This window comes from Shewanella sp. FJAT-51649 (assembly GCF_019457435.1).
Classification (GTDB): Bacteria; Pseudomonadota; Gammaproteobacteria; order Enterobacterales; family Shewanellaceae; genus Shewanella; species Shewanella mangrovisoli.
Genome location: NZ_CP080411.1, coordinates 3,669,761 through 3,683,270, shown reverse-complemented (window position 1 = coordinate 3,683,270; position 13,510 = coordinate 3,669,761). Strand labels below are relative to the sequence as shown.

The window sequence follows — 13,510 nt, the reverse complement described above, 5'->3', positions numbered from 1 at the left end:
TCCTTTAAAAATAGAGCATTTCAGACGAGATAACTCATCCCTTAGTGCTTGGGATGTGTTCTGGATGGGGCTTTTGAAATGATATAAGTAGTTTTCAGTTGCTGTAAAAGTGCTGGCAGCATTTAGCAAAATGCCGTCGTCGCTTTTCTAAGTGTTCGCAATAATCGGTTAGTGCTTGCAATGTGCCTACAGGACCATGAAATAGCTTGCCAAACTCGGTGGTCAGCTTGAGCCAATTGTCATGGGGGATATTTAATCTGTTCAGTATCTTGGTACTACTTTCACTGATGTATCCACGTTTATCATTGCGAATAATTCGGCCCGTATCATCTACCAATTTAAGGTAGTCCGTTAATGAAAACGCAATGCCATTGGGTTGGTTGTCGCACTCGTTACCAATAAAAGGCAGGAGATTGCTTGGCTGCTTACCTTTTAATGCGGCCCGAATACGTAGTTGAATACTGGTATGGTCGGATTGTTCTGGTGTATCAGCAAATTGCGCTCGAATCGGATTCAAATCAACATAGGCCATACAGGCTAACACCGCAGCTTCATCGAGTAGGGCTTGCGATTTGAACCGCCCTTCCCAGAACCTGCCTGTGCAGTTATCTTCTTGATTTGCTTGCCTTGCAATCGGTTCGTTGAGGCAGCGCATAAACCAGCTAATGTCGCATAATCGACTGCGATAAAGAGCGATTGAGTGCTTTAATCTGCTCACCTCATGGGCTTCAACTAACTCACCTTTCACGAATTTTTGCGTTAATTCATCGCCTTTAAACAACTTATGCCACTGCTCAAGCACTTGGCGGTCTGTCCAACGATTGGCCGTCTCGATATCGACTCGCAGCACCACATGCAGATGATTAGACATCACGGCAAAGGCTGCGATATCAATAGCAAAAACAGCTTCAAGTTCAAACAATAATGACTCTACCCAAGCGCGGCGATGGTCGTAGTTTTTACCCGAATAGGTATCATCACCACATAAAAATGCCCGCCGAACAACGCGGCTACAGCAATGATAATAAGGTGTGTCTTCAAGACTTATCTGAGTTCTACGAGGGCGCGGCATACAAACCTCCTTGTTCAATGCTTAACCAAAGCATAGTCGGAGGTTAGCTACTGCGCTATTGAGGTTGGGTGTCCGGTTTTGTTCATCTTCTACCTTCTTCAGAAGGTGGATTCTTTACTTTTGTAAACGTTCATCATGCAACCATTTAGTGACTTTCGTAACCGTACCAGCAGAAAGTCCAATTACCCCAGTTAAATCAGCATTATACACCCCTTTAACTTGAACGTATTCGCCTTTGAGAGCCCGAAGTGATTTCTTTTGAGTTTCTGATAGTTCAAGCTCGACCGCATAAACTGACATTCGGCGTTCATATTTCTCATAATCTAGGTAGAGTCGATATGTATCTTCAAATTCATCATATACACCGCTAACAACTATTATTTTCTTGTTAAAATCATCAGGGTTGGCTATTAAATGTATTATTGAGACTATACAGACAGTCGGCTCGTCTGACGAACAAATCCGTGCATAGCTGTTTGAACTCAAAAGAAGTAACAGTATTGTAATGTATATTAGATTCTTCATTGTTTTCGTTGTAATTGGTCAATTTGTTGTGTATTCGGAGCCATCATAGAGACTAACAACAAAATTTTAGTTTTATGCCCAAACTACCTGAATCCAGCCTCTTCGGGTTGTTTGGGCATATTTAACTTTTCATCTCAGTTGATTTTAGCTTTGATGGTTTTTTGCTCGGCGAGATCGTCTGCGTAGACCAATAAATCCGATCAAGGCTGCAGTGATAACCAGTGAGCCATAGGCCACGGGCTTTTTCAGTTTGTGGTAAATCGCATTCCACTTGGCGATTTGGTTGGCTTTTTCCCGTTCGACGGCGCGGTCAAAATCTGGGGTTTCACATTGCGTACCAAAATTCTCCGCCCAAGGCACAAAGGGACCATTGGCGACGTATTTTTTATAGTAGCGGCGGGCGAGTTCATCATCGCGATATAACACCCAACCTGTGGCTTGGCACAATAGCGCCGCATAGGCTTGGCTGTTGTGGGGCACGAGATCGGCGGCCTTGCTTGCTAGCTCGGCGGCTTGGTAACGATAGTGGAAGCGTTTATCGGGGATCGCTTGGCTGGCACTAATGCGTTGCTGCTCTTTATCGCTGAGCTTATCCGCAGCGTACCAATCCCTTAGGTCGAACATCCCAGCGTAAATCGAATAATCCGGCGCTAATTCAAAGCCTAAGATTTCCATCCCTTGATGACGCGCGAGTTCGGCAGCCGCCCAATAGGCGCGGGCGCTCTCAATGCCCTTGCTATTCTTGGCAGTGGTCAGCGCCTTGCCATACTCCAGCACGTTGGCGTTGAGTGTGGGATTACTGAAATAAACAGGCGCCTCGGCAATGGCACCTTCACGCAGTAAGCGACGACCCAGTAAGTAACGCAGGCGATTGTTGATTGGCTCGACACTATCGTACCAATCACTGTCCTTGGGATACTCGAAAGTCATTACCGGCACATGCTTGTCGATAAACAGCTTAAGCTCGGCGGTGGTGAGCACGCGCTCGGCCACATAGGCGATATCCTGCCAATACTCATCGCCACTGGCGAGTAATTGGCCTAGAGCATCGACATATTCACCACGTTCGAGGGATAGCACGCCCTGCTCGGCGCGAATACGGCAATAGGTGGCTTGCTGGGCATCGGCGTCGATGGCCTGTTGTTGAGTATCCTTAGCATTTAAGTGCTCAGTACCTGAAGTCGCATCGGTTGGAAAATGATGCACTGCTTGGGCATAGGCCTTAGCCGCTTGGGCTTGATCACCCTTTTGCAGCATAAGCTTCGCCGTGAGCCACCAAGTCAAGCCGCTCGGTTTGGCGAGTGCCAGCATGCGCTCGGCGCTGGCATAGTCACCCAATTGATAGTAAATCGCCGCTAACTTATCACCCTGGCTCAGTACTACACCATCGGTTGGGAATACAGTGAGGATTTCGGCAACCTTTTGGCCCATCTCCATCAGTTGTCCGTCGAAGGCGAAATCATTAGCACTGCTCTGCCAGTAGGCAATGAGTAACTGTTGCACACTCGGCTGCTGTAATAATGGTTTTAGCTCATTGATATTTTTAGACATTAAGCTGCGACTTAACATCAGCAGCGAATCATAGCCACTACTGTCTCCCTGCACCGACTGGGTGGCATAGAGTTCAATAACCTTATCTAAGGTGGCGGGATTTAAGGCTACATCTATTTTAGGCGGCTCATATTCCCCACGAGTGACTTCAATTTGAGCTTGGCCTTGATGCAGCAGAATATAAGCCTGCTCGCCAAGGCCAGCCAAACTCAAGCGCAGCGGATCGGCCGCGCCTTGAGTCACCTCTGCTTGTAGCTGCTGCAAATAAGCATTGGCTTGGACAAAATGGCTATTATCACTAGCGGTTTTGCTCTTTATCAGCTCGATACGAGATAAGCTATACAGCGCCCACAGGTTACGACCCGCACGCTCACTCTCAGGTAGGGCGATGACTTTTTTAAAGTAATCGCTGGCTTTATCGTACTCTCTGGCATCAAACGCCATGGCGCCAAGGCTGTACCAAGTTAAGGCGGGCGCTAAGGTCTCTTTTAACTGCGCGGCGATTTGCTCGGCCTCTGCTAAGCTTTGCGCATCACGCAGGCTATTGACTAGCGCGAGCTGAGCCTCGGATAACTCGCTGTTTTCATAGGCGCGAGTCTGGGAAAGATAGCGACTATGCACTTCGTCCCAGAGGTATTCCTGCGCCGCAGGTTCATCTTGAAACTGCCAAGCCAGTGGTTTAGCTAAACCGCTAAGTTGCTGGCTAAAACTGGTTTGCGGTAAATAGCTTAGGTTGTACTGCCTGTCTTGGGTTAATTGCAGCGGAAAGTCTGGGCCACAGGCTAACAGTGCGGGGGAAAACAGACTTAAGCCAATCAGACTGGTTTGTTTTAATTTGGTTTTCCAGCGAGGGAGAGGATTCGCTGATAATGAATGTGGCTTATGGCGCATAAATTCCCTGTAAATGTAATGACTCACAACGTGCCCAACCGATAACTCTACGCCCGTTTGGGCTTAGCTCGACCGCTGAGATTAAATTCGGCGCAAACTGCGAGGAGGCAGGCTCTGCTGCGCGCTCCGTTGAGGTGGCTTGCGGTAACTGCCACACTAATGTTCCTTGGGTTAATTTGGCTTGATAACCGTTTTGGGCATCATACCCGCTGCACGCCTGCGCCGCTAGGGACAACTGGCCCGGCAACTTGCCCGCAATATTGCCCTTATTGACTAACACTAATTGAAATAAGCTGGTTTTCGGTGCCTCATGTTGGGCAGGCTCAGTATTGGCTTGGTTTAAGATTTCTAGCTCAATCTGCGGGGCGAGTGGTTGCTGCTTGGCGACCGCAATCAGGGTCGAGAGTGGCCAAACCCGTTTATCCCCTTCTAGGGGTAATCGAAACCAAATCATCCCCTTAAGCCTTGGGTCGGCAAAAGTGTGCAGTTTTTTAACGAAGGACTGCAACATCTGTGGATCGGCCATCAATTCCTGGCGCGCTACATGCTGCGAAGATGCTGAGTCTGCCAATGGCATTCGCATCGGCACTTCACTCTCCACTCGATAACCCGATGCTGTGCTATACACCGCTGAGCCATAGGACGGCAGGGCGATGAGGTAGGGCACCTTGGCTAACCGTGACAGCTGCTCGACCCATCGCCAGCCTTGCGCTGCATCGAACAACCCTAAACGTGGGTCGCTGACACTGTGAATTTGCAGTACCAGCTCATCGATATTGTCAAACAACGGCGGAAACTCCGGGCTGCTCAACCAAGCGGGCAATGAGGTAATGCTGAGTTTAAGTGTGTGGGGTAATTGGCTTTTTAACTCGCGTAAAAAGGCGTTATAGGCCGCGAGTTTGCTGCTGGCGCTATCGTGGTCGATTTCAATTCCCGCAAGATTGGTGCCCTTTGCCTGCCAGTCTTGAACTAGTGCGAGGATTTTTTGGAGAGCTTCGTGATTATTAAGGCGCGTTAGTTGGCCATCTAATCTTATTACCGCCACTTTAGGGCGAGGATCGGCCTGTAACCAAGCATGGTTGACCTGCACTTCAAACCAGATATCCGCGCCATTGGGTTTGGGGTGGGCTTGTAATGCCAAGATGCGCACGCCATTAAATGTGCTTTGGCTTTCGATCAAGGCGTTTTGATTGGCATCGCGCCATTGCCGCTGCCACACATACACCTCTTGACTTAATTCACGCTGGGCGGAGGTGTCTGTTTTTATGCTCAATGTATCTTGATTCGCAGGTTGACAGGCATATAGGAAAACTAAGCCAAAGGATAACGCCAGTAGCTGGGATAACCTGAGCAAAAGTGAAAGGGTGCTATGTATCGCTTGCAAGGATTTTGAGCGCTTGAGCTCAAAGTGCTTGGACTGAAAGCGCTTAGAGTGAAAGAGAGTGGAATAACGACTGCGTAAATCCATGGGATAAGAGTAAAGCCTAGCGTGGGTCATGCCAAATAGAGGGCTACTATGCCTCAAAACCATCTTGGATTGCATCAGGCTTTTGCATTAGACGCGAAATCAATTTGAGTGAATAAGGTATGGCGGTTAACTCGGCTTAAACGCCTTAATAACGCGCCCAGCAACAGGCTGGGCGCGGTGCTGATCTCGGTACTGAACACTAAGTTGTCGGTGACAAGTCGTTAAGCATTCAAGCCTAGAAAATCACTTTTACCTTAGATGCACTATCCAGCGCTTTGTTGACCGCGCTTTCGATATCTTTATCGCGGGCGAGGGCAACCCCTAACCGGCGGCGACCATCGATTTCAGGCTTAGCGAATAATCTGAGCTGAGTATTCTCTGCGGCCAAGGCGTCGGCAAGACCTTGATAGCGAATGTTTTTCGATTTTCCTTCCACCAATACAACCGCCGAGGCGCTGGGGCCATGTTGGTGGATATTTGGAATCGGCAGGCCAAGAATCGCCCTAACATGCAATGCAAACTCGGATAAATCTTGGCTAATTAAGGTGACTAAGCCGGTATCGTGCGGACGAGGTGAGACTTCAGAGAAGTAGACATCGCTCCCCTTCACAAACAGCTCGACCCCAAATAAGCCATAACCGCCGAGGGCTTCAACCACTTTGCTGGCGATTGCTTGGGATTTTGCCAGCACGTCGGCTGACATGGCTTGAGGTTGCCACGACTCGCGGTAGTCGCCGTCTTCTTGTCTGTGGCCAATTGGTGCGCAGAAGTGGATGCCATTGACTGCGCTAATGGTCAGCAGGGTAATTTCGTAATCGAATGGGATAAAGCCTTCGACAATCACACGGCCACCGCCCGCGCGGCCGCCTTCTTGGGCGTATTGCCAGGCTTTGGCGCTTTGGGATACATCACGGATAACACTCTGGCCCTTGCCCGATGAACTCATCACGGGTTTGACCACGCAGGGCACGCCAATCTTGCCAATGGCTTGATTAAATTCGGCTTCAGTGTCGCAGAAGAAATAGGGCGAGGTTGGAAGGCCTAAGGTTTCGGCGGCGAGGCGACGAATGCCTTCTCTGTCCATGGTCAGCTGAGTCGCGCGTGCGGTCGGCACGACATTAAGGCCTTCAGCTTCCATCTCGACCAAGGTTTGGGTGGCGATGGCTTCAATTTCGGGGATCACTAAGTGGGGCTTTTCTAGCTCGATAATGGCGCGAAGCGCTTTAGCGTCGAGCATATTGATCACATGGGAGCGATGGGCAATTTGCATGGCAGGGGCATTGGGGTAACGATCGACGCCAATCACTTCAACACCTAAGCGTTGGAGTTCGATGGCGACTTCTTTACCTAGCTCACCGCAGCCAAGCAACATGGCGCGTCGAGCGCCCTCTGTGTAGGGAGTTCCTATCATGGTGTGGGTACCTTTTTATATTGGGATAATTGACGCCTTGGGACGTTCTTGGGCCATAGTCTACCCCGATTGGCGCTAAAGCATGAGACTGAAATTAACAACTGTGTTTTCGATCAAGCTATTTAAGAGCGATTAGTGTTTGGGCGTGGTAAAAATCCTGTTTGTGGCGGTGTTTTATGTTAACTTTTCGTTTCATAACGGATTATGGAAACCTAAGATGCAAGACATTCGCGATTTAACCGCTGTACTACGTTCTAAAACGCCCATCGTAGTGATTGAAACCTATGAAGAATACCGTGTTGTAGACATGCTTAAGCGGGTGGCGAATGTGCTCTATCAACCCTTATTTACTTGGAGCATTACCCAAGGGCTTACGCGGGTCGATAAACCCATGGCGGCGCAGAAATTTAATACTGAACCTAGCGATATCCTAGGGCAGATAAAATCGACGACCCAGCAGGGCATCTATGTGCTCTGTGATTTTCATCCCTTTGTGGTTGATGCGCCAAAGAATGTCCGTTTGCTTAAAGAAATCGCCCTCGAATACGATGCACTGCAACATACGCTGGTGCTAGTGAGTCATGCCTTTGAGATCCCGCCCGAAATTAAGCGTTATTGCGCCTATTTTCAGCTCACCCTGCCGAGTACCTCCCAGCTTGAGAACTTGATTTACCTTGAAGTGGATAAAGTGCGCGGCCAAGGCATGCCGCTCACCGTGGATGATAAAGCTGTAGTTAAACTGGCGGAAAACCTGCGCGGTGTGACCTTAGATGATGCTCGACGGTTGATCCACAAGGCCATTGTGGATGATGGCGCCATTACCCATTCGGATGTGGATCTTATCAACAAAGCCAAGTTTCAATTACTCGATCTCAACGGTGTGCTGCAATTTGAATACGACACCAGTGATTTTTCGCAGATTGCTGGATTACATAATCTCAAGAAATGGTTAAAGCAGCGCGCGCCAGCTACGCAGGCAACCACCGATGCCAAGGCTACGGTACAACCCGATGCGCCAAAGGGCGTGTTATTACTCGGAGTGCAGGGCAGCGGTAAGAGCCTTGCGGCCAAAGCAGTCGCGGGCGTATGGCAACGACCCTTGCTCAGGCTCGATATGGGCGCCTTATATAACAAATACATAGGCGAAACTGAAAAGAATCTGCGTAACGCCCTCGAGCTGGCTGATATGATGTCGCCCTGTATCCTTTGGATTGATGAAATAGAGAAAGGCTTAAGCGGCAGTAGCAGTGATGAGGGCACTTCGACCCGAATTCTTGGCACACTATTAACTTGGATGGCAGAGCGTAAGTCCGAGGTATTTGTTGTCGCCACTGCCAACGATATTCAAGCCCTGCCGCCTGAGCTGATGCGTAAGGGGCGAATGGATGAAATCTTCTTTGTCGATTTGCCCGACGAGGCCATACGTCAGGCGATTTTCTTAATCCATTGCCAGCGCCGTGGTATCGATGTGACTCGGCTCGACCTTGCGCAGCTATCGCGCCACAGCCAAGGGTTTTCGGGGGCTGAAATCGAGCAAGCCGTTATCGCCGCCATGTACAGCGCCCGCAGTTTAGCGCGCAGTCTTGACCAAGATATGTTGTTAGAAGAGCTGACCAAAACCAAACCTTTATCCATAGTGATGGGCGATAAGATTAATGCTCTCAGGCAATGGGCAGCGGGGCGCACAGTCAATGCCCATGAGTAGGCCGGGCTGGCTGATTGTTCTGCTGTGGTTTATGGGGGATCCAGTTCTTATCCGCCATAAAGCGACTTTAGATATTAGTGTTGGCTTGTGGTTGGAGAAAGAGTTGGAAATCACTACCGCTGGTGTTAACTTGCTGGTCGATATGGATTATTTTCCAGTTTCTAATGGCAAGTTTTTAGTGTGAGTAATATTCGCCGTTCCAGTCGTACAGCATGATAAGCAGGGATGAGATGAGTTTCGAGCAAGAGTTTACAGAAAAAGTCGGTGTCTACTTAGACAATCTCACGGATGAGTTACAGCCCGTTCTTAAGCAATTGATTGCGCATGATTACCCCCAAGAGGTGGTCACGCTGGCATTTGAAGTCTTCGTCGATGGTTTTTCATCCCAATTTCCTGTGCGGGTATTTTTTATGGATATCGATGGCAAGGTTACATACGCCTCGCCAGTTAATCCTCATTTACTCGACATAGACCATGTTTATCCCGATGAATTTGAAGAGGAATATATCGAAAAGGATGAAGATCTTGACCCTTGGCAGATTGCGACAAACGCGCTTATTGAATGGTTCTCCCAGTGCTGGATTGCCGCGGGTGGGCAACGCTTTAAATTAAACGCCAATATCGCCCCCCATGATAGCCACTATGAGTTCAATTTAGTCGAGAGTCAGTGGCAAGAACGATGCTAACTCGTTTGAAATTAAACGCTTAGTCTGTTGTCTTCTTGGGTTAATCCCCAGAGTGACTCGGGATATCGTTATCCAACCTTGGTCTGCTAGCTTTTACATCCAGTGTTACCCCTTAAAAACCTAAGCTGGCATGACTTTCCCGCAAATCTAGTGCTTACGTTACGCTCTGCTCACTCTCGCTAGCGCCTTCTCGATACAAGATTTAAAGGCCTAGACGTTTGAGCATCTCTTTCCCGCCGTTTGCTGCATTTGGCAAATAATTCACTTCTTCGTCAAGACATCTAGGCATACGCGACTTGTCGTTAGTGACAGTCTTCCTTCGATGCCATTTGTTTCATCGGAACAAACAATTGTGTTTTGGGTCAAGCTATTTAAATGGATTTGTTGCGAATTTGTTTTCATGGTGTAGAACTATATTGTGCTGCACATTGATAGGCACAGTTGGCAAAGGTCTGTTTCGGCAAGAGGATTGATTTCTAACCGAAATAAAGAGCGGGAAGGGAGTGGGAGCTGAACATGTTTTTGGATTATTTTGCCTTAGGCATTTTGTTTTTTGTCATAGTGGTGATCTTCTATGGCGTGATTGCCATTCACGATATCCCCTATGAAATTGCGAAAAAGCGCAATCATCCCCAGCAGGATGCATTGCATATCGCGGGCTGGGTCAGTTTATTTACCTTGCATGCCCTTTGGCCGTTTCTGTGGATTTGGGCGACCTTGTATCGAGAGGATAGAGGCTGGGGATTTAATACCGTGATGAAGCGCGAGCAGGCATTGGAGGATGATGTTAAAGCGCTAAGGGAAACGGTATTGGCCTTGCAGGCAAAGCTTGAACAACTGGAATCGACAGCCAAGCCTGCGGTGGTGAAGCAAGCCGAGGCAATACCCACTGAAGCCAGTGTGACCGAAACTAGCCCAAAAGCCGAGGTGTAACATGGATTTACTACTGATATTAACCTACGCCTCGATCTGCATTGTGATTTTTAAAGTGTTTAAGATCCCAATGAATAAATGGACAGTGCCGACCGCCGTATTAGGGGGCGTAGTGTTGATTGGGGCGCTGCTACTTATCATGAACTACAACCATCCCTATTCTCGTTTCGCGCGGGAATACTATGTCACTATCCCGATTACACCCGCGGTAAAAGGTTTAGTGATCTCGGTGGAGGCTAAGCCAAATACGCCGATGAAACAAGGGGATGTGCTGTTTCGAATCGACCCAGCTCCCTTCGAAGCCGTGGTAAAACGTAAAAGAGCGGCGTTGTTAGCGGCGGAGCAAGAAGTGCCACAACTTGCGGCCGCTTGGGAAGCTGCCAAGGCGAATGTGGCTAGAGTGGCTGCGGATAGGGAACGCAACAAATCGGCCTATGATCGCTATGAGCAAGGCCATCGTAAAGGTGGGGCAAATTCTCCCTTCACTGCGCTGGAATTAGACAATCGTCGCCAACTGTTTTTAGCCTCTGAGGCTCAGCTAACGGCCGCACAGGCCGAAGAGTTACGCGCACGTCTTGCCTATGAGTCCAATGTGGATGGGGTCAATTCGAAGGTTGCAGGACTACAGGGGGATCTTGAAAGCGCGCTCTATAATCTCGAGCAAACCGTCGTGCGGGCGCCCGCCGATGGAATAGTCACCCAAATGGCGCTGCGCCCAGGTGCAATGGCGGTGCCTTTACCTTTACGGCCGGTGATGAGTTTTATCCCCGATGAGCAGCGTTATTTTGCCGGCGCATTCTGGCAAAACTCCCTGCTGCGTTTGCAAGAAGGGGATGAGGCGGAAGTGGTATTAGATGCGGCGCCTGGGCAAGTGTTTAAGGGCAAAGTTGCTAAGGTTCTCCCCGCAATGGCCGAGGGGGAAATTCAGATGAATGGTACGCTGCAATCGTCTAATCAATTGTTCCAAAGTGGCCGGGTTATCGTATTAATCGATATTGAAGATGATGCGATACGCAGCCAATTCCCGGCGGGCGTTGCTGGGCAAGTGGCTGTGTATACAGAACATTTCCACCATGTGGCCGTGATGCGTAAAGTGCTGCTGCGGATGCAGGGCTGGCTAAACTATCTGTTCTTCGATGGGCACTAGTGGAGTTTTACGCTAACGACTTCGCTCGGAGCTGGTGTTAAGCTGCCAAGAGTGAATAAAAAAAGCGCTGACATGACTGTCAGCGCTTTTTTGTTATGTGCAGTAGACGAATGCTGGCTGCGATTAAATATCGAAGGCCAAGCTGCCCGGCGGGAGGAAGGGCCAGCTTTGACGCACAGGCGAGCCATCACCTTGTTCACCAAAGAAATAAGCCGTTCTTGGGGTGGCGTAGACCACACTGCCTTTTTGCAGTCCTAATTCTTGCAGATGATGGTGGGTAAAGGTGGCTTCCCACAGTTCTTCACTCTGCCAGCCGATAGGCGCCAGTTCGACACGCACTTCTGCGCCCACCGGTGTTATCGCCACTATGGTAAAGGGAATATGGGCTTGGCTGTTGGGTTTATCCGCCAGTGCTAGCTCATGGCTACGAACATAGAGCGCGCCGTTTTGTTGCAGTGGCGTTTGCTCCGGTGGTACTAAGAAGGCGTCACCATTAGTCCAACGATTTTGTTGCCAGCTCGCTTCAAACCGATTGACGTTACCTAAAAAATCAAACACAAAGCGGCTATTGGGTTGGGCGTACAACTCAATCGGAGTATTGACCTGCTCGATATTGCCGTTGCTCATCACCACCACCCTATCGGAAAGCTCTAAGGCTTCGTCTTGATCGTGGGTCACAAACACGCTAGTGAATTTCAACTCATCGTGAAGACTGCGCAACCAGCGGCGCAGTTCTTTACGCACTTTAGCATCGAGGGCGCCAAAGGGCTCGTCCAGTAATAGCACTTCGGGCTGAGTCGCTAAGGCGCGTGCCAAGGCTATACGCTGTTTTTGTCCGCCCGAGAGCTGCTCAGGGTAGCGCTGTGCTAGGTGGCCAAGTTGCACCATTTCGAGTAAATGGCTGACGCGCTTTTGGATTTCGGCCTTAGACGGGCGCTGATTTTTCGGAATGACTTCGAGCCCAAAGGCGACGTTGTCGGCAACCGTCATATGGCGGAACAGGGCGTAGTTTTGAAACACAAACCCGACTCTACGGTCGCGCACATGCACTTGGGTCACATCGCGATTACCGAAATGGATTTGGCCGCTATCTGCGCCTTCAAGGCCGGCAATAATCCGCAATAGGGTGGTTTTACCCGAGCCGGAAGGGCCGAGAAGACCTATCATCTCACCTTCTTGAATATCCAGATTGAGCGGCGAGAGCGCCTGAAATTGGCCAAATTTTTTGGAAATATTAGTTAAACGAATACTCATAATGATTGGCTCTGCTCTTGGTTGTCATTGGCGGATAAGCTGCGTTGTTGGCGCCACTCTACTAAGGCTTTTAGTAGTAAGGTACATAGGGCGATCAAGGCAAGCAGTGACGCGCTCGCGAAGGCGGCTTCGGCCTGATAATCTTCGTAAAGTAATTGCACATGCAAAGGTAATGTGTTGGTTTCACCGCGGATATTGCCAGATACTACGGCAACGGCACCAAACTCACCCACGGCTCTGGCATTGGTGAGGATCACCCCATAAATCAGCGCCCACTTGATATTTGGCAGAGTCACGCGGCGAAACAGTTGCCACCATGAGGCGCCAAGAATAACCGCGGCTTCCTCTTCCGATGCGCCCTGTTGCTGCATCAAGGGGATTAATTCTCGGGCAACAAAGGGACAGGTCACGAAAATGGTGACTAACAGAATCCCCGGCCAGGCAAACATGATCTGTAAATCGTGCTCAAATAACCAAGCCCCGAGCCAGCCACTGTTGCCGTAAAGCAGTAAATAGAGCAAGCCTGCGACCACGGGCGATACGGCAAAGGGGATATCAATCAAGGTGATAAGTAACTTACGCCCGGGAAATTCAAAGCGCGTTACGCTCCAGGCGAGCAGTACCCCAAACACTAAGTTAATCGGCACGGTCAGCGCGGCGACTATAAGGGTCAACCCAATGGCGTGGAGTGAGTCGGGTTGACTGAGATGCTCGATATAACGCTCCCAACCACCGACGAAGGCCTGCTGGAAAATACTGACTAAGGGCAGCAGCAATAACACCATGGCCAAGAAAACGGCTAGGGTGATTAGGCTCCATTTGATAAGGGGCGCTTCACCGACTCTTAACGGTTTAAATGAGTTCATG

The 13,510-nt window shown here is 49.5% G+C and carries 12 protein-coding genes; 5 read left to right on the top strand and 7 right to left on the bottom strand.

The genetic code is table 11. The features are described from left to right. Window positions 1–94: 94 nt before the first annotated feature. From K0H59_RS16200 to purT, 5 genes are all read right to left on the bottom strand, one after another. Window positions 95–1,072, bottom strand: a complete 978-nt coding sequence (locus K0H59_RS16200; RefSeq protein WP_088210364.1) for a transposase — start codon at window positions 1,070–1,072, stop codon at window positions 95–97. Between the two features lie 114 nt (window positions 1,073–1,186). Further along, complete coding sequence (locus K0H59_RS16195) at window positions 1,187–1,597, bottom strand: hypothetical protein (protein WP_088210365.1); 411 nt, start codon at window positions 1,595–1,597, stop codon at window positions 1,187–1,189. A 144-nt stretch (window positions 1,598–1,741) separates the two neighbouring features. After that, window positions 1,742–4,039 (bottom strand): hypothetical protein, encoded by a 2,298-nt coding sequence (locus tag K0H59_RS16190; RefSeq protein WP_220053700.1) that lies wholly within the window; start codon window positions 4,037–4,039, stop codon window positions 1,742–1,744. After that, complete coding sequence (locus K0H59_RS16185; RefSeq protein WP_220053699.1) at window positions 4,029–5,507, bottom strand: DUF3142 domain-containing protein; 1,479 nt, start codon at window positions 5,505–5,507, stop codon at window positions 4,029–4,031. The genes K0H59_RS16190 and K0H59_RS16185 overlap by 11 nt, the downstream gene beginning before the upstream one ends. Window positions 5,508–5,742: 235 nt before the next feature. After that, complete coding sequence (purT, locus tag K0H59_RS16180; RefSeq protein ID WP_220053698.1) at window positions 5,743–6,918, bottom strand: formate-dependent phosphoribosylglycinamide formyltransferase; 1,176 nt, start codon at window positions 6,916–6,918, stop codon at window positions 5,743–5,745. A gap of 217 nt (window positions 6,919–7,135) precedes the next feature. On the opposite strand from purT, the gene K0H59_RS16175 reads away from it, so the two are divergent. From K0H59_RS16175 to K0H59_RS16155, 5 genes are all read left to right on the top strand, one after another. After that, window positions 7,136–8,623 carry an AAA family ATPase gene (locus K0H59_RS16175; RefSeq protein ID WP_220053697.1) on the top strand — a complete coding sequence of 496 codons (1,488 nt, stop codon included), beginning with the start codon at window positions 7,136–7,138 and terminating at the stop codon, window positions 8,621–8,623. Beyond that, the gene (locus K0H59_RS16170) at window positions 8,610–8,807 is read left to right on the top strand and encodes a hypothetical protein (RefSeq protein ID WP_220053696.1); all 198 of its coding nucleotides are present in this window, start codon (window positions 8,610–8,612) and stop codon (window positions 8,805–8,807) included. The genes K0H59_RS16175 and K0H59_RS16170 overlap by 14 nt, the downstream gene beginning before the upstream one ends. Before the next feature lie 46 nt (window positions 8,808–8,853). Continuing rightward, entirely contained in the window at window positions 8,854–9,309 is a 456-nt protein-coding gene (locus tag K0H59_RS16165; RefSeq protein WP_220053695.1) for a hypothetical protein, read from the top strand. 516 nt (window positions 9,310–9,825) lie between these two features. After that, window positions 9,826–10,242 carry a DUF3302 domain-containing protein gene (locus K0H59_RS16160; protein WP_220053694.1) on the top strand — a complete coding sequence of 139 codons (417 nt, stop codon included), beginning with the start codon at window positions 9,826–9,828 and terminating at the stop codon, window positions 10,240–10,242. Between the two features lies 1 nt (window position 10,243). Then, a complete protein-coding gene (locus K0H59_RS16155; RefSeq protein WP_220053693.1) occupies window positions 10,244–11,389 on the top strand; it encodes an HlyD family secretion protein in 1,146 nt (381 codons plus the stop codon). A gap of 123 nt (window positions 11,390–11,512) precedes the next feature. Here the strand turns inward: K0H59_RS16155 and K0H59_RS16150 are convergent, their stop codons facing one another. Both K0H59_RS16150 and cysW read right to left on the bottom strand, forming a co-directional pair. Beyond that, on the bottom strand, window positions 11,513–12,643 hold the full coding sequence (locus tag K0H59_RS16150) for a sulfate/molybdate ABC transporter ATP-binding protein (protein WP_220053692.1): 1,131 nt from the start codon (window positions 12,641–12,643) through the stop codon (window positions 11,513–11,515). Continuing rightward, complete coding sequence (gene cysW, locus K0H59_RS16145; protein WP_220053691.1) at window positions 12,640–13,509, bottom strand: sulfate ABC transporter permease subunit CysW; 870 nt, start codon at window positions 13,507–13,509, stop codon at window positions 12,640–12,642. The genes K0H59_RS16150 and cysW overlap by 4 nt, the downstream gene beginning before the upstream one ends. Window position 13,510 lies beyond the last annotated feature (1 nt).

What these genes read in the sequence shown, in the direction of transcription:
- K0H59_RS16200 (WP_088210364.1), bottom strand. Translation starts at nt 1,072, where the DNA reads ATGCCGCGCCCTCGTAGAACTCAGATAAGTCTTGAAGACACACCTTAT.
- K0H59_RS16195 (WP_088210365.1), bottom strand. Translation starts at nt 1,597, where the DNA reads ATGAAGAATCTAATATACATTACAATACTGTTACTTCTTTTGAGTTCA.
- K0H59_RS16190 (WP_220053700.1), bottom strand. Translation starts at nt 4,039, where the DNA reads ATGCGCCATAAGCCACATTCATTATCAGCGAATCCTCTCCCTCGCTGG.
- K0H59_RS16185 (WP_220053699.1), bottom strand. Translation starts at nt 5,507, where the DNA reads ATGGATTTACGCAGTCGTTATTCCACTCTCTTTCACTCTAAGCGCTTT.
- purT (WP_220053698.1), bottom strand. Translation starts at nt 6,918, where the DNA reads ATGATAGGAACTCCCTACACAGAGGGCGCTCGACGCGCCATGTTGCTT.
- K0H59_RS16175 (WP_220053697.1), top strand. Translation starts at nt 7,136, where the DNA reads ATGCAAGACATTCGCGATTTAACCGCTGTACTACGTTCTAAAACGCCC.
- K0H59_RS16170 (WP_220053696.1), top strand. Translation starts at nt 8,610, where the DNA reads ATGCCCATGAGTAGGCCGGGCTGGCTGATTGTTCTGCTGTGGTTTATG.
- K0H59_RS16165 (WP_220053695.1), top strand. Translation starts at nt 8,854, where the DNA reads ATGAGTTTCGAGCAAGAGTTTACAGAAAAAGTCGGTGTCTACTTAGAC.
- K0H59_RS16160 (WP_220053694.1), top strand. Translation starts at nt 9,826, where the DNA reads ATGTTTTTGGATTATTTTGCCTTAGGCATTTTGTTTTTTGTCATAGTG.
- K0H59_RS16155 (WP_220053693.1), top strand. Translation starts at nt 10,244, where the DNA reads ATGGATTTACTACTGATATTAACCTACGCCTCGATCTGCATTGTGATT.
- K0H59_RS16150 (WP_220053692.1), bottom strand. Translation starts at nt 12,643, where the DNA reads ATGAGTATTCGTTTAACTAATATTTCCAAAAAATTTGGCCAATTTCAG.
- cysW (WP_220053691.1), bottom strand. Translation starts at nt 13,509, where the DNA reads ATGAACTCATTTAAACCGTTAAGAGTCGGTGAAGCGCCCCTTATCAAA.